A 20718-nucleotide genomic window follows, 5' to 3' on the forward strand; every position below is an offset into this window, starting at 1 on the left:
AGTACTTAGTCCTTAGAATTTAGTCAAACTAAATAACCACTAAGGACTAAAAACTAAGGACTTAATGAAATTCAAAAGAAATATATGAAATTAGCAGAAATATCCATAAAACGTCCCTCGTTAGTTATCGTATTATTTACGATACTAACTCTTGGAGGACTATTCAGTTACAGCCAGCTGGGCTATGAATTGATTCCAAAATTTGAAATGAATGTAATCACTGTTTCCACGGTTTATCCGGGAGCTTCTCCAAGTGAAGTGGAAAACACGGTGACCAAGAAAATGGAAGATGCGATTGCATCATTGGAAAATATCAAAAAAATTGATTCTAAATCCTATGAGAGTCTTTCGGTTGTTTCTATCACACTGACATCAAACGCCAATGTTGACGTCTCGATGAACGACGCACAGCGAAAAATCAATGCCATTTTGAGCGACTTGCCTGAAGATGCAAAAACACCTTCATTGAATAAATTCTCTTTGAGTGATATGCCAATTATTACCATTGGTGCCAATGGAAAAATGGATGAGGCGGCTTTTTATGACTTAATTGATAAAAAAATCGCCCCTGTTTTATCCCGTGTTCAAGGTGTAGCGCAAGTAAATATCATTGGTGGTCAGGAACGTGAAATTCAGGTAAATCTTGATGCCACTAAAATGCAGGGGTATGGCTTATCTGTACCACAGGTGCAACAAATTATTTTAAGCTCAAATCTGGATTTCCCAACAGGAAATATCCAAACCCGTGAGCAAAAAATATTAATCCGTTTAGCGGGTAAATACAAAAGCGTTGACGAATTAAGAAACCTGGTAGTTTCTTCTAAAAACGGAATTCAAATACGTTTACAGGATATTGCCGATGTTCAGGACACGCAAAAAATTGCTGAAAAAATAGCCCGTGTGGATCAAAAAAGTGCGATTGTATTGCAAATTATAAAACAATCAGACGCTAATGCGGTAGCAGTAAGTGAATTAGTTGCCAAAACAATCACTAAATTAGAAAGTGACTACAAAGTCAATGGTCTAAAATTAGAAACAGCTAAAGACAGTACCATTTTCACGCTTGAAGCAGCCGATTCGGTTATTCACGATTTATTGATTGCGGTAATCTTAGTGGCATTGGTAATGTTGTTCTTCTTGCACAGTATCAGAAACTCATTGATTGTAATGATTTCTATTCCTGCTTCTTTAATCGCAACTTTTATTGGAATCTATCTTTTAGGATATACCTTAAATTTAATGAGTTTATTAGGATTATCACTGGTAGTAGGTATTCTAGTGGATGATGCCATTGTGGTATTGGAAAATATTTACAGGCACATGGAAATGGGTAAAAGCCGTATTCGTGCCTCTTTTGACGGAACTGCCGAAATTGGCGGAACAGTAACTTCGATTACCTTAGTAATTGTGGTGGTGTTTTTACCAATTGCCATGAGTACGGGATTAGTGTCTAATATTATCACACAATTTTGTATGACGGTGGTAATCTCTACTTTACTATCTCTTTTAGCCTCATTTACTATCATTCCTTGGTTGTCTTCCCGTTTTGGAAAACTGGAACATATTGAAGGAAAAAATCTTTTTGGAAGAATCATTCTTGGTTTCGAAAAATTATTAAGCCGTTTCACCAACTGGGTTACTGAGATCTTAGAATGGTGTTTAGACCACTACATTAAAACCATCCTGGTTGTAGTAGTATTGTTCTTTTCATCAACTATCGGATTAATGGGTGGTGGATTCATTGGTGGAGAATTCTTTGCTGCATCAGATAGTGGAGAGTTTTTAGTTCAAATAGAATTGCCAAAAGACGCTTCATTAGAGCAAACTAACTTCATGACTCAAAAAGCCGAAGCCTATTTGAAAGCACAAAAATATGTACACAGCCAGATTACCACTATAGGTCAAACTTCAGAAGGGATGGGAGCTACACAGGCAACAGCTTATAAAGCCGAGATTGACGTAAAAATGATCGAACAAAAAGACCGAACAGACGATGCTTCGGTTTATGCGGCAAAAATGAAACGCCAATTGGAAAAAGTATTGGTGGGCGCCAAAGTTAAAACGGTGCCTGTAGGTATTATGGGATCTGCCGAAGATGCTAAATTAGGATTGATTGTAACTGGTCCTAATGTAGAAAGCGCGATGAAATTTGCCAAATTAGCCGAAGCTGAATTAAGACAAATCCCTGGAACCACCGAGATTAAATTAACGGTTGAAGATGGAAATCCGGAAATTAACGTTCAGGTAGATCGTGATAAAATGGCGGCACTTGGATTGACTTTACAAACTGTAGGTATGACCATGCAAACGGCTTATAGCGGAAACACCGATGGTAAGTTTAGAGCCGGAGAATATGAATATGACATTAACATTAAATACAATGCTTTTGACAGAAAAAATATTACCGACGTAAGCAACCTTATCTTCATTAACGACCAAGGTCAACAAATCAAACTTTCGCAATTTGCCAACATCACCGAAGGTTCCGGACCAAGTAAATTAGAGCGAAGAGACAAAACTGCTTCCGTTACTGTACAAGGTCAGAACATTGGGGTTCCTGCCGGAACAATTGTGCAACAATGGCAGGAAAGACTGGATAAATTAGAAAAACCTACAGGTGTAAGCTACATTTGGGGTGGTGATCAGGAAAACCAGAGTGAAGGTTTTGGTACTCTTGGAATTGCATTATTAGCCGCGATTATCTTAGTTTATCTGGTAATGGTAGGATTGTATGATAGTTTTGTTCACCCGTTTGTAGTATTGTTTGCTATTCCGCTTTCGTTCATTGGAGCCATGTTAGCATTAGCTTTAACCAATAATTCATTAAACATCTTCACCATTTTAGGAATCATCATGTTGATTGGATTGGTTTGTAAAAATGCAATTATGCTTGTGGATTACACTAACCAGCGAAGAGCCGCTGGAGAAAACATCAGGACAGCTTTAATCCAGGCCAATCACGCCCGTTTACGTCCTATTTTGATGACGACTATCGCGATGGTTTTTGGTATGTTCCCAATTGCATTGGCATCAGGAGCCGGAGCCGAATGGAAAAACGGTTTGGCATGGGTAATTATTGGCGGATTAATTTCCTCATTATTCTTAACCCTGATTATCGTTCCGGTGATTTATGAAATCATGGAAAAAATCATTGCTAAATTCTCTAAAGAAGAAAAAATCGATTACGAAGCCGAAATGGTTGCCGATTATGTTCACAAAGAATTAAGCGAAGACGGTTTTAACCCGAAACACACGATGTAATTCACTGAATTTAATGGATTAAAAGAACCCATCTGAAATTTGTTTTTAGATGGGTTCTTATTTTTTTGTAGGAATGGATTTATTATATTAGCAAAACATAGAAAACATTTTATGGTATAAAACAAACCCGATTTGGGCGGATTGGAGCCATTATATGGATACTATATACAAATTAAACTGCAATTGTATGGATAAACTGGAAGAATTAATAATTCGTTTTGATGAAATAACATATTCTTTATCTAAAGAAGATATTCTAGAATTAGATAAAGATGACAATGGCCCTTTACATAATGTAATTACCCGAATAAATAAGTATTGTTATGGTGTTAGATTATTTGATGATAAAAAAGGTATAATTGTAGAAATGTTCTATGTTAGTAATGATAAAAATTTAGAGGGCAATATAATTCAATTACAATTAGATGAAAAAAATTATTTTCATCTTTTAATGCGCTTTACAGCATTGCTCGCAGATAAATATAAAGAAGTTAATGAAATTATAGCATTTAATACTTTTCAGGTAAAACTTCGTGGACTTCTGGAAAAATTAGGATTCTTCACTACAACTTCACTGGAATTAAAACCTTTCGAAGGAAAAAATGCTGTAATGTTTAGCCCATCTGAACGTGGAATTAAAAATGTCATTCTAATCGACCCAACAGACTTTTACAGAAATTTTTTCAATAACATTTATTCAATAGAGATAATCGATAAGTGTGAATACGTTTATTTAATGGTAAATAATGGTACAGGATATATTAAAATTGGCACAAGTAAAAATCCACGACATAGAGAGAGAACTTTACACTCTCAAGAACCTACAATTTTTGTTATTGCTCTATGGTGTTGTGACAAAAAAATTGAAAAAGAACTTCATGAAAAGTTTAAAGAAAAACGCATTCGAGGTGAATGGTTTGATTTAAAACTTCGAGATTTAAAATATATCGAAGAATTTATGACAACAAAAACAACTACAGTTAACACACATCTCTAGCTCCTAATCTTCGAAGTCTCCCTAAAAACAAAATAACATTAAATAATATGCCTCCTGACTTCGCACAATTCCAATCTAATTGGAAACTGTTTATTAATCCATTGGCAAAAACATAAAACATAATATTTTTGGAATTGAATCCCCAAATTAAACAAAACGGCAACATAATAAAGCCTGTACTATCCACGTACAGGCTTTATTTTTCCCTCAAACACTTCTTTTTATTTAGAATAAATTAAAATAATTTGTTTTGCAAGTTTTTAGCATTTACTTTTGTGCTATTAAAAATTATTCTAAATAAGATGAAAACAAAATCTACCCTATCTGTTTTATGTCTATTCTTTGTTCTACTTTTTTCCGGCACAGGCTGGTCGCAAGAAAAAGGAACCATAAAAGGACAAATCACTTTAAGTGACAATCAATCTCCCGAAAACATCTCAGTAATCCTAAAAGGAACCCGGCTAGGAACAATAACCGATGCCAAAGGGAATTATAAAATAAAGAATGTCAAAGCCGGAAGTTATACCTTAAAAATCTCAGGAATTGGATACATCACAAAAGAGCTAAAAATTAGCTTGTCCAGTGGTCAACAACTGACACAAAATGCAAACATTAATGCTGATTCAGAAGAACTAACCGAAGTAGTTATCAATGGTGGTAAAAAAAATCATTTTGCACGTAAAGAAAACATCCAAGTTTCAAGATTACCGCTTAAAAACCTTGAAAACCCACAGGTTTACACCACTATCACTGGTGAAGTCTTAAAAGAGCAAGTAGTAACTAACTTTGATGATGCCCTAAAAAATGCCCCTGGAGTTACACAGCTCTGGGCATCAACCGGTCGCGGTGGCGATGGAGCCGGTTATTATTCACTTCGAGGATTTTCTGTGCAGCCCACAATGGTTAATGGATTACCCGGTTTAACTAACGGAAGTTTAGACCCTACTAATATTGACAAAATCGAAGTTATCAGAGGTCCATCAGGAACATTATTTGGAAGCAGCTTAATCTCTTATGGAGGATTAATCAACACCACTACTAAAAAACCTTATAAAGCTTTTGGCGGAGAAGTAAATTACACCGTAGGAAGCTATGCTTTGAACCGCGTAACAGTGGATCTTAACACTCCTCTAAACGAAAAAAAAACATTAAATTTCAGAGTTAATTCGACTTACAACAACCAGAATAGTTTCCAGGATGCCGGATTTAGAAAATCATTCTTCATCGCCCCATCTTTATCTTACGAAGTAAACGACAGATTATCATTTCTAGTACTTACTGAGTTCATGAGCAATGAAGCGACTAATCCGACCATGTTGTTTTTTGACCGAGGATATCCGTTAAGAGTTCATAATATTGACGAATTGAAATATGACAACAAACGTTCGTACACCAGTGATGAATTGACTATTAAAACGCCTTCTCACAACATCCAGGCTCAGATGAATTACAAGCTTTCTGATCAATGGACGTCGCAAACAGTTTTTTCAAACAGTGCAGCCAAATCTAAAGGATACTATTCTTATCTGTACGAAGGAACACAATATTACCCAACTATTACCGAGGGTATTGTTCTAGGACGTTATTTTAACTATCAGGATAATAAAAATGTCACGACTGATGTTCAGCAAAATTTTATTGGTGATTTTAAAATTGGAAATTTAAGAAACAGACTTGTAGTTGGTTTAGACTATTTCAAAAGAACTTCTGCTGATTATAGTTCGAACTATTTCGGTAACGGAGCCATTTATATCGGAGATGATTTAGCTTCTTTCAATGCCGTTTTTGGCCCTTCAAACGGTGACACTGGCGATTTGACTAAAGCCGGATCGGATGCAATAATAGGAAACAGTCCAAGAAATAACAGCAAAACAAAACAGGAAGTTTACAGTGCTTATTTTTCGGATGTAATCAACATTCTGCCTAATTTATCGGCTATGGTAAGTTTACGTGCCGATAGATTCATGAATGCTAAAAATGATGGTTATAACCAAACTGCTTTTTCACCAAAATTTGGATTGGTATTCCAACCAATTATTGATAAAGTTTCTGTTTTTGCCAATTACATGAATGGGTTTTCTAATGTAGCTCCTTCGGCTGATGTTAACGGTACAGTTACAACACTAAGAACATTTGGTCCGGAACATGCAAATCAATTTGAAGCAGGAACAAAATTGAATCTTTTTAATGACAAATTGTATGCGACTGTTAGCTATTATGATATCAGGGTAAGCAATCAGGTTTATGGAATCAGACCCAATGCAACCGATGTAACTTATTATCAGGACGGAGCACAGGAAAACAAAGGGATAGAAGCCGAAATTGTTGCCAATCCAATTAGCGGTTTAAACATTATTGCCGGATACAGTTACAACGAATCTATTTTAACCCAAGGAGATTTAGACTTTTTAGCACGCAGACCTGAAAGTGCCGGTCCACAACATCTGGCTAACCTTTGGGCAAGTTATAAATTTACTCAAGGTGTCTTAAGAGGATTTGGTCTGGGTTTTGGTGGAAATTATGGCAGCGAAAACAAAATCATGAACAGATGGACTGCGGGAGAATTTACTATTCCTGAATACACAGTTTTAAATTCTTCGCTATTTTACAATGCTGAAAAATTTAACATCACGCTTAAATTAAACAACATTGCTAATAAAGACCTTTATGACGGATGGTCAACAGTACATCCAAAAGATCCAAGAACCATAGCAGCCAGTTTCTCTTACAGATTCTAATAAAACAAAAAACAGCTTTCTTAATCCAACTAAGAAAGCTGTTTCTTAATTCAAAAAATATGATTTCAATAATTAGTCTAACTGTTTTTTTAGCTTTTTATGTTTTATACAATACTTCTAAAAAAGCTACTTTATCCAGCAACTTTCAAATTGAAAGATGGATTCAACATTATTCTAAGGCTTCCCGTTTTATAGGAATAGGAATATTAGCAATAGCCTATAGTTTTTTAATTGCTTTAAAAGCTATCGGATCGGCTACACTTATTTTCATAATTCTGATTATGACCATCGGAAGTCTTGTTGTGATACTGGCTCCATTAAAAATCATTAATTATAAATTGATTCTGGGAATGCTTTTCCTGGCTATTTTTTTCGAAATATACTCCTAAACAAACTATGCCTGCGAATCCAAAATATTTAACCCAATCCAAATGGCAACGTTTTGCCAAAATAACAGCCGCCATTTTAGGCGGTTATCTCGTTTCTGTTAGTTTCCACCTGGCCCTGGCAAGCTGGTTCAACAAAACCAATGTAGTCATTACAATGGTTTTTAGTGGCTTTATCCTTTGGGTAGCCCTTATGATTGTTGCATTTTTAGCCAAAAACGGCTGGAAAATCTGGTTCATTTATTTGGGATTGAGCCTGCTTTTTTCGATACTAATCTATTTAGGGCAAACTTATAATCCGATAGCGAAATAAATTATGAATAACCGGAATTACAACATCTTTTTTCATACCCACACCGTTAGTGGCATTGTAATAAGCGTGGTTTTATACATTATCTTTTTTGCAGGTTCATTTGCCTTTTTCAGAGATGATATTGCCAGCTGGGAAAAAGGAGAATCAGCTTCACTTTCGAATGAAATCCAACTAAATTTCGACAAGGCTTTAAAAGCATTGGATACAGCTTACGATTTACAAGGTCGAAAAATCACTATTTCACAACCACATAATGAAAAAAAAGTAGCCGTTTCTCTGGAGGCTACCAAAGACAGTCTAGCATCAAAAAAAGCAAGAGAAGGACAGTTTTTGTATCTTGACAATTCGACTTATAAAACTTCAACTTATGATGAAGCTTATAATTTAGGCGAATTCATATATCGCCTGCACTTTTTAGCACAAGTTCCCTACCCTGTTGGTTATTATTTATCCGGATTTATTGCCTTGTTTTTTCTGTTTACCATTGTAACAGGAGTTTTGCTGCATTGGAAAAAAATTGTCTCTAATTTTTATATATTCCGTCCCAAAGAAAAACTAAAAACCTGGTGGACTGATGCGCATACTTCGTTGGGAATGCTAGGCTTACCCTTTCAATTTGTATATGCCGTAACAGGTACCTTTTTCATGATTAAATTACTTATTGTAGCACCCGTTGTTCAATTTTTATACCAGGGTGACCAAGACAAATTATACAAGGAACTGGGATATACCGGCACCGATTATCCATTCAAAAATAAAGCTTTAACCAAAACTTTCAGCATTAATGAAATGGTTGCTGCTACCAAAGAAAATTGGAATGATTTTGATATTAGCCGTGTAGAAATTCAAAACTATGGCCATGCTAACATGCATGTTTTTGTTGAAGGCCAAATCGAATATGGTAAAAAATTCACCGGTATTGGCAAAATCGACTATAAAGTAGCTAATGGCGAAGTCACAATCAAAAAAAATCCTCTTTCTCAAAACAGCTATTTAGATATTGTGAAGAATGTATTGTACCGCATACACTTTGGCGATTACGGCGGTTATGCGTTAAAAATTGTCAGTTTTGCATTAGGAATTCTGAGTTGTTTTGTAATCATCTCGGGAGTTATGATTTGGCTTGTTACCCGGGACAAGAAAAACATGCCTGAGAAAAAAAGACGTTTCAACGAAGGAGTGGTTCGTTATTACTTGGCCATTTGCCTGAGTATGTTCCCGGTTACAGCCTTGACTTTTATTATTGCTAAAGTTTTTTATCCTTTAGGTCAGGACAATATGTATAGGGTTTACTTTGTAAGCTGGCTGTTATTAAGCATCTTTTTTATCTTAAAGAAAAACAATGCTTTTACCAATAGATTCTGTTTGCTTTCTGGAAGTACTTTAGGTTTTATGATTCCAATTGCCAACGGAATAAAAACAGGAAACTGGTTTTGGACTGCATTCAGCAGCCATCAATTTCAGCTATTTTTTGTAGATGTTTTTTGGGTTTTCCTCTCCGCAATCACATTATATGCGAGTTTTAAATTGAGGACTACAGTAAAAAATTAATCAAAAAGGCTTCGCTAAAATTTTCAGCGAAGCCTTTTTCATAATTAACTATTGTAAATCTAATCCATATTATTAACAATTGCATCTTTTTTCCAATTTTTGACAGATGCAATTCTATTATCTGAGTAATCAACTTCGGTTAAATCAGTAAATCCTTTTTCACTAATTTCTGACCAAAAAAACCATTTTCCGACTTTTTTCCCGTTTTTATATTCGCCCAATGCTGTTTTGTTTCCATTCTCATCATAAGTCACCCATTGGCCTTCTAATTTTCCTTTAACAAAGAAACCTTCTTGTAGCACTTGACCATTTTCATGAAAATAAGTGGCTTTTACTTTTTTTCCAAATGGTTCTAAAACCGGTTTCACATCTTGAGCAAAAATAACCCCTGAGAATAATACTGCTACTAAAATTACAAGCTTTTTCATATCGTTAATTTTTAATTGTTTACATCCTTTTCACCAAAATTAGAAACAAAATTTACATTAAAAAAACATTTAGGTAACAATTTCGTAACACAGATGAAAGCTTAACATTGGAAACAAAAAAGAAAGAAAAAACTTTCCAAAAAGAGCTGTTTAGAACCAATTTCAATTAAAAAATCACTTTTATTAAAAATTAAAAAAGGGGAAAATGTAAAAAATTGCCTTTCACAATCTAAAATTCATAATTAGTCCTAAATTTGCACTCGCGCTAAAAAAGAGCAAAAAACTAAAATTTATACCATGTACAGAAGTCATAACTGTGGCGAGTTAAACGCCTCACATATAAACACCGAAGTAACACTTGCGGGTTGGGTTCAAAAATCTCGTGATAAAGGATTCATGAATTGGGTAGATTTAAGAGACCGTTATGGAATAACACAATTAATTTTCGACGAAAGTCGTACAGATAAAACCGTATTCGAATTAGCAAAAACCCTTGGAAGAGAATTTGTAATTCAGGTTAAGGGAACTGTTATCGAAAGAGAAGCTAAAAACAAAAACATCCCAACAGGTGAAATCGAAATTTTAGTTACAGAACTAAACATTTTAAATTCAGCTCTTACTCCTCCATTCACTATTGAAGATGAAACTGATGGTGGTGAAGATATCAGAATGAAATACCGTTACCTTGACATTAGAAGAAATCCGGTAAAAAATAGTTTGCTTTTCCGTCACAAAGTGGCAATGGAAGTGCGTAAATATTTATCTGATTTGGATTTCTGCGAAGTAGAAACTCCTTATTTAATCAAATCTACTCCAGAAGGAGCAAGAGATTTTGTTGTTCCTTCACGTATGAACGAAGGACAATTTTATGCATTGCCACAATCACCACAAACTTTCAAACAATTATTGATGGTAGGTGGAATGGACAAATATTTCCAAATCGTGAAATGTTTCCGTGACGAAGATTTACGTGCTGACCGTCAACCTGAATTTACACAAATTGACTGCGAAATGGCATTTGTGGAACAAGAAGATATTTTAAATATTTTCGAAGGATTGACACGTCATCTATTAAAAGAATTAAAAGGAATTGAAGTAGAGAAATTCCCTCGCATGACTTACGAGCACGCGATGAAAACCTACGGAAATGACAAACCGGACATCCGTTTTGGAATGGAATTTGGCGAATTGAACGAATTTGCACAACACAAAGAATTCCCGGTTTTCAATGCTGCCGAATTAGTAGTGGGTATTGCTGTTCCGGGAGCTGGAAATTATACTCGTAAAGAAATCGATGCTTTAATTGACTGGGTAAAACGTCCGCAAGTAGGAGCGTCAGGAATGGTGTATGTAAAATGTAACGAAGACGGGACTTTTAAATCATCGGTAGATAAATTCTACGATCAGGAAGATTTAACCAATTGGGCAAAAACTACTGGCGCAAAAGCGGGCGATATGATTTTTGTACTTTCGGGACCAGCTAACAAAACCAGAGCGCAATTGAGTGCTTTGCGTATGGAATTAGCAACCCGTTTGGGATTGAGAAATCCGGAAATATTTGCTCCACTTTGGGTTGTAGATTTCCCATTATTAGAATTTGATGAAGAAAGCGGTCGTTACCATGCCATGCACCATCCGTTTACATCTCCGAAACCGGAAGATATTGCCTTATTAGAGACTAATCCAGGTCAGGTTCGCGCTAATGCTTACGATATGGTTTTGAACGGGAATGAAATTGGAGGAGGTTCTATCCGTATTCACGATAAAGCAACCCAACAATTGATGTTTAAATATTTAGGATTCTCCGAAGAAGAAGCTAAAGCGCAATTCGGATTCTTAATGGACGCTTTCCAATTTGGAGCACCGCCACACGGTGGATTAGCTTTTGGATTGGACCGTTTGGTTGCAATTCTTGGTGGTCAGGAAACCATCCGTGACTTCATTGCTTTCCCTAAAAACAACTCCGGAAGAGACGTGATGATTGACGCTCCATCGGCCATTGACAGTGCGCAATTAAACGAATTACACATACAATTAGATTTATAATAAATATCTTTCGAAAAGGCCTGAAAACACTGAATATCAATTATTTTATGAAAAATTTTGATATTAATCATTTTCGTATGATATTAAACATTACATTTGCCTTATTATAAATTATTATTACTATTACAATGCGTACAGGTACAGTTAAATTTTTCAATGAATCAAAAGGTTACGGATTCATTACAGACGAAGAAACAGGAAAAGACATTTTTGTTCATGCTTCAGGAATCAGCGCGGAAGAATTACGCGAAGGTGACAGAGTTAGCTACGAAGAAGAAGAAGGAAGAAAAGGAAAAGTTGCTGCTAAAGTTGCAGTTATCTAAACAAAATATTTTTTTGTTACGAATGCTTAAAAAGCGTCCCGATATTTTCGGGACGCTTTTTTTATAATGAAACGTTAAATTTTTAGATTTTTTTAAGAAAACTAAAAAAAGCTTATTTATAATCATTAAAAACTAGAAAAAAACTACTTAAAACCAACCACTAATTTTCATAGTCTGCTTGTGTTTTATAACATTGAAGCATATCTTTGTGACTTATTTTAGCACAAAATTTATTATTATGCAATCTGGACAATTCAATTACCTTCCAATACTAATGCAAGCCTTACTTGCTATTGGTTTTGTGGTGGCTACAATCATTATTTCAGGAAAATTAGGACCTAAAAGAAAATCTGCTATTAAAGACAAAAACTTTGAGTGCGGAATCGAATCTGTAGGTAATGCACGTATTCCATTCTCAGTAAAATACTTCCTTGTTGCTATTTTATTTGTGCTGTTTGACATTGAAGTAATCTTCCTTTATCCATGGGCTATCAACTTTAAAGAACTTGGAATGGAAGGAATGATAAAGATGGTTGTATTTATGGCTTTGCTTTTGGTTGGTTTTTTCTATATCATCAAAAAGAAAGCTTTACAATGGGAATAAAAAAAAGAATTTAGATTTCAGATTTGAAAACGAACTTCTTAAATTTAAAAATGATTTAAAAAATTGATTTTGTTTTTATGATTTACAAGAATCTAAAATCTAAAATCAGCAATCTAAAATAAAAATGAGCGATTCAAAAATAAAAATGGTTGCCCCTCCTGAAGGTGTTTCTGGTGAAGGATTTTTTGCCACAAAACTAAATGACGTTGTAGGTTTGGCTCGTGCCAATTCACTTTGGCCATTACCTTTTGCAACTTCTTGTTGCGGTATTGAATTCATGGCCACTATGGCATCTCATTATGACTTGGCACGTTTTGGTTCTGAACGTGTGAGTTTCTCTCCACGCCAGGCTGACATGTTGATGGTTATGGGAACTATTTCTAAAAAAATGGCTCCTATTTTACGTCAGGTTTACGAACAAATGTCTGAACCTAGATGGGTAATCTCTGTTGGTGCCTGTGCTTGTTCAGGTGGAATTTTCGATACTTACTCCGTTCTTCAGGGAATTGACAAAGTAATTCCGGTTGACGTTTATGTTCCAGGTTGTCCGCCAAGACCGGAACAAATTGTTGATGGTGTGATGAAATTACAAGAACTGGTAAAATCGGAATCTGTAAGAAGAAGAAGTTCGCCTGAGTATCAAGAATTATTAGCTTCTTATAATATCAAATAAAATGGCATTAGAAAATACGGCTATCCAAGAAAAATTAGTAGAAACTTTCGCAGCAGATGTTTTTAATTTCCAACAGGAAAGAGATATTTTTTCATTTGAAATCAATGCAAAAAACAATACTGCTATCATTTTATTCTTGAAAAACGATCCCGAATTACGTTTTTATTTCTTAACGGATTTATGTGGCATTCATTACCCTGATAATCCGACAGAAAAACAATTTGCAATTGTTTACCATATGCATAATTGGTACGAAAACAAACGCATCAGAATCAAAGCTTTCCTTAACGGAGAAAACCCGGAAATAAAGACGGTTTCAAATATTTTCCTAACCGCTAATTGGATGGAAAGAGAAACCTATGACTTCTTCGGTGTAAACTTTGTTGGTCATCCACAGTTGAAACGTATTTTAAATATGGACGAAATGATTTCTTTCCCTATGCGTAAAGAATTCCCAATGGAAGACGGAGGAAGAACCGATAAAGACGATCGTTTCTTTGGAAGAACAATAGACAATTGCTAAAAAAACAATATATAATTTTTCACATTCTATAAATGTCAGAACTATTATTACCACCAGAGCATCGCTATGCTAAAATAATAAAAGAGCAACTAAATGAAGACGGAAACGAGCTTTCTATCTTGAATTTAGGGCCTACTCACCCAGCTACTCACGGAATTTTTCAAAATATTCTGTTGATGGATGGAGAACGAATTTTAGATGCTGAACCAACTATTGGTTATATCCATCGTGCGTTTGAGAAAATTGCCGAAAACCGTCCGTTTTACCAAATAACTCCTCTTACCGACCGTATGAACTATTGCTCCTCTCCTATCAACAACATGGGATGGTGGATGACTCTAGAAAAATTACTGGGTGTTGAAGTTCCTAAAAGAGCTCAATATTTAAGAGTTATTGTAATGGAATTGGCAAGAATTACCGATCACCTGATTTGTAATTCCATTTTAGGAGTTGATACCGGTGCATATACTGGTTTCCTTTATGTTTTCCAATTTAGAGAAAAAGTATACGAAATCTACGAAGAAATATGTGGTGCCCGTTTGACAACTAATATGGGTAGAATTGGTGGTTTTGAAAGAGACTGGACTCCAAAAGCATTTGAATTATTAAACACTTTTCTTGAAGAATTTCCACCAGCCTGGAAAGAATTCGAAAATTTATTCGAAAGGAACAGAATTTTTATAGACAGAACGGTTAATGTAGGCCCTATTAGCGCTGAAAAAGCCATGGCTTACGGATTTACCGGTCCTAATTTACGTGCTGCCGGTATTGATTATGATGTTCGTGTGGCACAACCATACAGTTCTTATGAGGATTTTGATTTCAAAATTCCGGTAGGAAAATCAGGAGATACTTACGATCGTTTTTGTGTGCGTAATGCCGAAGTTTGGGAAAGTTTAAGCATTATTCGTCAGGCTTTGGAAAAAATGCCGGCAGGAAATGAATACCATGCTGAAGTTCCGGATTACTATTTACCTCCAAAAGAAGATGTTTACCACAATATGGAATCTTTAATTTATCATTTCAAAATTGTAATGGGAGAAGTTCCTGTTCCGGTTGCCGAAATCTACCATCCGGTAGAAGGAGGAAATGGAGAATTAGGATTTTATCTGGTTACTGACGGAAGTAGAACACCGTACAGACTTCACTTTAGAAGACCTTGTTTTATCTACTACCAGGCTTATCCAGAAATGATAAAAGGTGCATTGTTATCAGATGCCATTGTAATCTTATCCAGTTTAAATGTAATTGCCGGAGAATTAGACGCATAAATTATGGAACGTATACATTACAAACAAGAAATAAACATGACTGAAGCATTGATGAATCGCATCAATGAATTACTTAGTCATTATCCTGAAGACAAGAAAAAATCGGCTTTATTGCCTGTTTTACACGAAGTTCAGGATGCTCACGACAACTGGCTGAGCATTGAATTAATGGATAAGGTTGCCGAAATCCTTGAAATATTACCTATCGAAGTTTACGAAGTTGCCACTTTCTATACCATGTACAACCTAAAACCTATTGGGAAATACATGTTCGAATTTTGCCAGACTTCATGCTGCTGCCTAAGAGGAACTGAAGATTTAATGGATTATACCTGTGAAAAATTAGGTGTAGGCATTGGCGAAACCACAGCTGACGGACTTTTTGAAGTAAGAGGTGTAGAATGTTTAGGCGCTTGCGGATACGCTCCAATGATGCAATTAGGCGATTTCTACAAAGAGCATTTGACTAAAGAAAAAATCGATCAGTTAATTGCTGATTGCCGAGATAATAAAATAATATTACACGATAAATAAGATGTCAAAAAAAATATTATTAGACAAAATAAACGTTCCAGGGATTAAAACCTATGAAGTATACCGCCAACATGGAGGTTATGCTTCTGTAGAAAAAGCCATAAAATCAATGACTCCGGATGAAGTGGTTGAGGAAGTGAAAAAATCAGGGCTTCGTGGTCGTGGTGGAGCAGGTTTCCCGGCTGGAATGAAATGGAGTTTTATTGACAAAAAATCAGGAAAACCAAGACATTTAGTTTGTAATGCCGACGAATCAGAACCGGGAACATTCAAAGACAGATATTTGATGGAATTTATTCCGCATTTATTGATTGAAGGAATGATTACTTCCAGTTTTGCTTTGGGTGCAAACCGTTCTTATATCTACATTCGTGGAGAATACATGTGGGTTTATAAAATATTAGAAAGAGCCATTGCCGAAGCGAAAGCTGCAGGATGGTTAGGGAAAAATATTTTAGGATCAGGTTACGATTTAGAATTACACGTTCATTGTGGAGCAGGAGCATATATCTGTGGAGAAGAAACCGCTTTGATCGAATCATTAGAAGGTAAAAGAGGAAATCCACGTATCAAACCACCTTTCCCAGCCGTTTCAGGACTTTGGGCAAACCCAACAGTGGTAAACAACGTAGAAACCATTGCTGCAGTGCCATGGATTGTAAACAATTCAGGTGATGATTATGCAAAAATAGGCATTGGAAGATCAACAGGAACTAAATTAATTTCGGCTTCTGGTCACGTTAAAAATCCTGGTGTTTACGAAATCGAACTAGGATTAAGCGTTGATGAATTCATGAACTCAGACGAATATTTGGGAGGAATGAGTTCGAGCAGACCATTGAAAGCCTTAGTTCCGGGAGGTTCATCAGTGCCAATTTTACCAGCCGATTTAATTTTCAAAACAGCAAATGGCGAAGACCGTTTGATGACTTATGAATCTTTAAGTGATGGCGGATTTGCAACGGGTTCTATGTTAGGTTCCGGTGGATTTATCGTTTATGATGATACCGCTTGTATAGTACGTAACACTTGGAATTTTGCTCGTTTTTACCACCATGAATCTTGCGGACAATGTACACCTTGCCGTGAAGGAACAGGATGGCTAGAAAAAGTATTGTGGCGTATTGAAAACGGCCAGGGTCGTGAAGAAGATATTGATTTGTTGTGGAGTATTCAAAGTAAAATTGAAGGAAACACCATTTGTCCGCTTGGAGATGCAGCATCATGGCCAGTGGCAGCAGCAATTCGTCATTTTAGAGAAGAATTTGAATACCACGTTCGTTTCCCGGAAAGAATCAAGAACAGAAATCATTTTGTTGCTGAGCCTTTTGACAAAGTAAGACATTTGGTAAGCAAACAAACAGTTTAAAATAGTTCAGGTTTAGAGTTTTTGTGTCGGATACCGCCTTACACTTTAAACATACAAATAAAATTACGATGAAAGTAACAATAGACGGTCAAGAAATTGAAGTTGAAGCAGGAACAACCATCTTGCAAGCGGCTCGTATGATAGGAGGAGAATCAGTTCCGCCTGCGATGTGCTATTATTCTAAACTAAAAGGAAGCGGTGGAAAATGCCGTTGTTGTTTAGTGGAGGTTGCCAAAGGTAGCGATGCCGATCCTAGACCAATGCCAAAATTAATGGCATCTTGTGTAACAGGATGTATGGATGGTATGGAAATCAACAGTAAAAATTCAGATAGAGTGCGTGAAGCGCGTCAATCGGTTACTGAGTTTTTATTAATTAATCACCCGCTGGATTGCCCTATTTGCGACCAAGCTGGAGAATGTGATTTACAGGATTTAAGTTTTGAACACGGAAAATCTAAAACACGTTTTATAGAAGAAAAAAGAACATTTGAACCGGAAGATATTGGTCCAAATATTCAATTACACATGAATCGTTGTATTTTATGCCAACGTTGTGTACAAGTAGCTGATCAATTGACGGATAAGAGAGTTCACGGTGTTTTAGACCGTGGCGATCACGCTAATATTTCGACTTGTATTTCGAAAGCTATTGACAACGAATTCTCAGGAAATATGATTGATGTATGTCCTGTAGGAGCTTTGACTGATAAAACTTTCCGTTTCAAATCGAGAGTTTGGTTCAACAAACCGTACAATGCACACAGAGAATGTACTACTCCGGGATGTTGTGGAAAAACTACTGTTTGGATGTTTGGAGACGAAATCCAAAGAGTTACCGGACGTAAAGATCAATACCATGAAGTAGAAGATTTTATTTGTAACGAATGTCGTTTTGACCATAAAGATCCTGCTGACTGGGTAATTGAAGGACCAAGAAAATTTGACAAAGATTCAGTTATTAATCAAAATAACTATACTCAAAAATTAGAGACGGTTCATATTGCTACTGAAGAAGGAATTCTAAAAGGAAGAGAGCAAGACCGTAAGAAAATCAGTATGACTGCTATCCCGTTGGATAAAGAAGAGCAAGAAGAATTTAAAAATGGTAATCTATAAAAAATGGACAATACAATTATTATAGAAAAAAGTGTTATCATTCTGGTTGTCTTTGCCATTACGATGGTTATGGCAATGTATTCTACACTTGCAGAAAGAAAAATTGCAGCCTGGCTACAAGACCGTATAGGTCCTAACAGAGCTGGAAAAGGCGGTATTTTACAACCACTTGCTGATGGTTTAAAATTATTTTCGAAAGAAGAATTTGAGCCTGATACACCAAATAGATTTTTATTCTTTGTAGGCCCGGCTGTAGCGATGAGTACGGCTTTAATGACGAGTGCAGTAATTCCGTGGGGAGATCATTTTCATCTTTTTGGAAGAGATATCATCCTGCAAGCAGCCGATATTGACGTAGCTTTATTGTATGTTTTTGGAGTTATTTCGGTAGGTGTTTACGGAATCATGATTGGTGGATGGGCTTCAAACAATAAGTTCTCTTTGATGGGAGCGGTTCGTGCGGCTTCGCAAATGGTTTCTTATGAAGTAGCCATGGGATTGTCAATGATTGCTTTGTTGATGATGACAGGAACTTTAAGCTTAAGAGAAATTAGTTTGCAACAATCAGGAATGCACTGGAATGTGTTTTACCAACCACTTTCATTTTTGATTTTCTTGATTTGTGCATTTGCAGAAACTAACAGAACGCCTTTTGACTTAGCGGAATGCGAAAGTGAATTAATTGGTGGCTATCATACCGAATATTCTTCTATGAAAATGGGATTCTACTTATTTGCTGAATATGCTAATATGTTTATCTCTTCTACCATTATTGCGGTTTTATTCTTTGGTGGTTATAATTATCCGGGAATGAGTTGGATGGTAGAAAACGTGGGGGTAAATTTGGCAAACGTAATAGGAATTGGAGTTTTATTTGCAAAAATATGTTTCTTCATCTTTTTCTATATGTGGGTAAGATGGACGATTCCAAGATTCAGATACGATCAATTGATGAATTTAGGATGGAGAATATTAATCCCATTATCAATTGTAAATATCATGATTACAGGAATTGTAATTTTGAGACACGAAATAGCAATTTTTCTGGGATTTTAAATTAGCAAAGATTAGCCCTAGCCCTGATAGCAGTGGAAATCCTTTTAAGTTTTTTCTTTAAAAACTTAAAAGATTGAAACGAATAGCAGGATTAGCTTCAAATAAAAAATAAAATAAAGATGTCAATAGAAACCATATCCTTATCGGGAAGAAAAAAACAAGTCTCTAATAAAGAGATGACTTTTTTAGAGCGTTTGTATCTTGTTGCGATTGTAAAAGGATTAATCATTACACTAAAACACCTGTTTTCAAGAAAGGTTACCATCCAGTATCCGGAGCAAGTGCGTACCATGAGTCCTGTCTATCGCGGGCAACACATGTTGAAGCGTGACGAACAAGGTAGAGAAAACTGTACTGCTTGCGGTTTATGTGCTTTGTCTTGTCCTGCCGAAGCCATCACGATGAAAGCTGCCGAGCGTAAGCCTAACGAAAAGCATTTGTATCGCGAGGAGAAATATGCCGAAATATATGAGATTAATATGTTGCGTTGTATTTTTTGCGGATTGTGCGAAGAGGCCTGTCCAAAAGATGCGATTTATTTGACTACTTCAAAACTATTGGTTCCTTCGAGTTATGAAAGAGAAGATTTTATTTTTGGAAAAGATAAATTAGTGATGCCTTTAGAAATGGCTATCAAGAATACTGAACTTAAAAAGGCTAACTAAATGATACATATTCCTGATTTTGCACACGCATCAACTGTACAAATTATATTTTGTTTCTTAGCGTTTATCACTGTAATTACCGCTTTCTTAGCCATCTTTAGTAGAAATCCTATTCATAGTGCGCTTTACCTGGTTATTAGCTTTTTCTCTATAGCCGGTCATTACCTGCTATTGAACTCTCAGTTTTTAGCTATTGTTCACGTTATAGTGTACTCAGGTGCGATTATGATTTTGTTCCTTTTCACGATCATGTTGATGAATTTGAATAAGCAAAATGAAGTTCATAAACCCCGTATAACCCGATTAGGAGCTATAGTTTCCTTTTGTTTAATCTGTATTGTTTTGATTTTGGTATTTATCAATTCAAAACCCATAGCGGGAGAATACATTGCAACTGGTGAGGATTACCAATCGATTAAAGTTTTAGGACGTGTTTTGCTAAACGAATACATGGTTCCTTTTGAATTTGCTTCTATCTTGCTTTTAACTGCGATGATTGGAGTTGTATTATTGTCTAAAAAAGAAAAAACGGAGAAATAAAATGACAAATATTTTAAATGAAATAGGCATAGAGAACTATATCTTCCTTTCTGTAATACTTTTTTGTATTGGAGTATTTGGAGTTTTATACAGACGAAATGCCATCATCGTATTTATGTCGATAGAAATTATGTTGAATGCGGTAAACCTTTTATTCGTTGCATTTTCAACCTATCATCAGGATGCACAAGGGCAGGTATTTGTGTTTTTCTCTATGGCTGTGGCTGCTGCCGAAGTTGCAGTAGGTTTAGCAATTTTGGTATCGATTTATAGAAATTTAGGTTCGATTGATATTAATAATTTAAAAAACTTAAAAGGATAA

At 35.7% G+C, this 20718-nt stretch carries 20 protein-coding genes; 19 read left to right on the forward strand and 1 reads right to left on the reverse strand.

Going from position 1 to position 20718, the window contains the following annotated elements:
- Positions 1-84: 84 nt before the first annotated feature.
- The 6 genes from EOD40_RS00900 (at position 85) to EOD40_RS00925 (ending at position 9246) form a co-directional block, all read left to right on the forward strand.
- Complete coding sequence (locus EOD40_RS00900) at positions 85-3261, forward strand: efflux RND transporter permease subunit (protein WP_128193018.1); 3177 nt, start codon at positions 85-87, stop codon at positions 3259-3261.
- Positions 3262-3448: 187 nt separating this feature from the next.
- Positions 3449-4258 carry a GIY-YIG nuclease family protein gene (locus tag EOD40_RS00905; protein ID WP_164905429.1) on the forward strand — a complete coding sequence of 270 codons (810 nt, stop codon included), beginning with the start codon at positions 3449-3451 and terminating at the stop codon, positions 4256-4258.
- 302 nt (positions 4259-4560) lie between these two features.
- Entirely contained in the window at positions 4561-6996 is a 2436-nt protein-coding gene (locus EOD40_RS00910; RefSeq protein ID WP_128193020.1) for a TonB-dependent receptor, read from the forward strand.
- A gap of 59 nt (positions 6997-7055) precedes the next feature.
- Entirely contained in the window at positions 7056-7385 is a 330-nt protein-coding gene (locus EOD40_RS00915) for a hypothetical protein (protein ID WP_128193021.1), read from the forward strand.
- A gap of 7 nt (positions 7386-7392) precedes the next feature.
- Positions 7393-7695, forward strand: a complete 303-nt coding sequence (locus tag EOD40_RS00920) for a hypothetical protein (RefSeq protein ID WP_128193022.1) — start codon at positions 7393-7395, stop codon at positions 7693-7695.
- A gap of 3 nt (positions 7696-7698) precedes the next feature.
- Positions 7699-9246: a PepSY-associated TM helix domain-containing protein gene (locus EOD40_RS00925; RefSeq protein WP_128193023.1), complete on the forward strand. Its 1548-nt coding sequence runs from the start codon at positions 7699-7701 to the stop codon at positions 9244-9246.
- 59 nt (positions 9247-9305) lie between these two features.
- Here EOD40_RS00925 and EOD40_RS00930 read toward each other — a convergent pair whose 3' ends face one another.
- A complete protein-coding gene (locus tag EOD40_RS00930) occupies positions 9306-9674 on the reverse strand; it encodes a toxin-antitoxin system YwqK family antitoxin (protein WP_128193024.1) in 369 nt (122 codons plus the stop codon).
- A gap of 297 nt (positions 9675-9971) precedes the next feature.
- On the opposite strand from EOD40_RS00930, the gene aspS reads away from it, so the two are divergent.
- The 13 genes from aspS (at position 9972) to nuoK (ending at position 20718) form a co-directional block, all read left to right on the forward strand.
- The gene (gene aspS, locus EOD40_RS00935) at positions 9972-11720 is read left to right on the forward strand and encodes an aspartate--tRNA ligase (protein ID WP_128193025.1); all 1749 of its coding nucleotides are present in this window, start codon (positions 9972-9974) and stop codon (positions 11718-11720) included.
- Positions 11721-11848: 128 nt separating this feature from the next.
- A complete protein-coding gene (locus EOD40_RS00940) occupies positions 11849-12043 on the forward strand; it encodes a cold-shock protein (protein WP_035634121.1) in 195 nt (64 codons plus the stop codon).
- Positions 12044-12281: 238 nt separating this feature from the next.
- Entirely contained in the window at positions 12282-12647 is a 366-nt protein-coding gene (locus EOD40_RS00945) for an NADH-quinone oxidoreductase subunit A (protein WP_128193026.1), read from the forward strand.
- A gap of 124 nt (positions 12648-12771) precedes the next feature.
- Positions 12772-13320, forward strand: a complete 549-nt coding sequence (locus EOD40_RS00950; protein WP_128193027.1) for an NADH-quinone oxidoreductase subunit B — start codon at positions 12772-12774, stop codon at positions 13318-13320.
- Position 13321: 1 nt separating this feature from the next.
- Positions 13322-13843 carry an NADH-quinone oxidoreductase subunit C gene (locus EOD40_RS00955; RefSeq protein ID WP_128193028.1) on the forward strand — a complete coding sequence of 174 codons (522 nt, stop codon included), beginning with the start codon at positions 13322-13324 and terminating at the stop codon, positions 13841-13843.
- Positions 13844-13875: 32 nt separating this feature from the next.
- Positions 13876-15114, forward strand: coding sequence for an NADH-quinone oxidoreductase subunit D (locus EOD40_RS00960; RefSeq protein ID WP_128193029.1), 1239 nt, complete (start codon positions 13876-13878; stop codon positions 15112-15114).
- A 3-nt stretch (positions 15115-15117) separates the two neighbouring features.
- Positions 15118-15648 carry a complex I 24 kDa subunit family protein gene (locus EOD40_RS00965; protein ID WP_128193030.1) on the forward strand — a complete coding sequence of 177 codons (531 nt, stop codon included), beginning with the start codon at positions 15118-15120 and terminating at the stop codon, positions 15646-15648.
- Between the two features lies 1 nt (position 15649).
- Complete coding sequence (gene nuoF, locus EOD40_RS00970; protein WP_128193031.1) at positions 15650-17017, forward strand: NADH-quinone oxidoreductase subunit NuoF; 1368 nt, start codon at positions 15650-15652, stop codon at positions 17015-17017.
- 68 nt (positions 17018-17085) lie between these two features.
- Complete coding sequence (locus tag EOD40_RS00975; protein WP_128193032.1) at positions 17086-18135, forward strand: 2Fe-2S iron-sulfur cluster-binding protein; 1050 nt, start codon at positions 17086-17088, stop codon at positions 18133-18135.
- A gap of 3 nt (positions 18136-18138) precedes the next feature.
- Positions 18139-19191, forward strand: coding sequence for an NADH-quinone oxidoreductase subunit NuoH (gene nuoH, locus EOD40_RS00980; RefSeq protein WP_128193033.1), 1053 nt, complete (start codon positions 18139-18141; stop codon positions 19189-19191).
- A gap of 119 nt (positions 19192-19310) precedes the next feature.
- Complete coding sequence (locus EOD40_RS00985) at positions 19311-19856, forward strand: NuoI/complex I 23 kDa subunit family protein (protein ID WP_164905430.1); 546 nt, start codon at positions 19311-19313, stop codon at positions 19854-19856.
- Entirely contained in the window at positions 19857-20396 is a 540-nt protein-coding gene (locus EOD40_RS00990) for an NADH-quinone oxidoreductase subunit J family protein (RefSeq protein WP_128193035.1), read from the forward strand.
- A gap of 1 nt (position 20397) precedes the next feature.
- Entirely contained in the window at positions 20398-20718 is a 321-nt protein-coding gene (gene nuoK / locus EOD40_RS00995; RefSeq protein WP_128193036.1) for an NADH-quinone oxidoreductase subunit NuoK, read from the forward strand.

It is taken from the genome of Flavobacterium sufflavum (genome assembly GCF_004016525.1).
GTDB lineage: Bacteria > Bacteroidota > Bacteroidia > Flavobacteriales > Flavobacteriaceae > Flavobacterium > Flavobacterium sufflavum.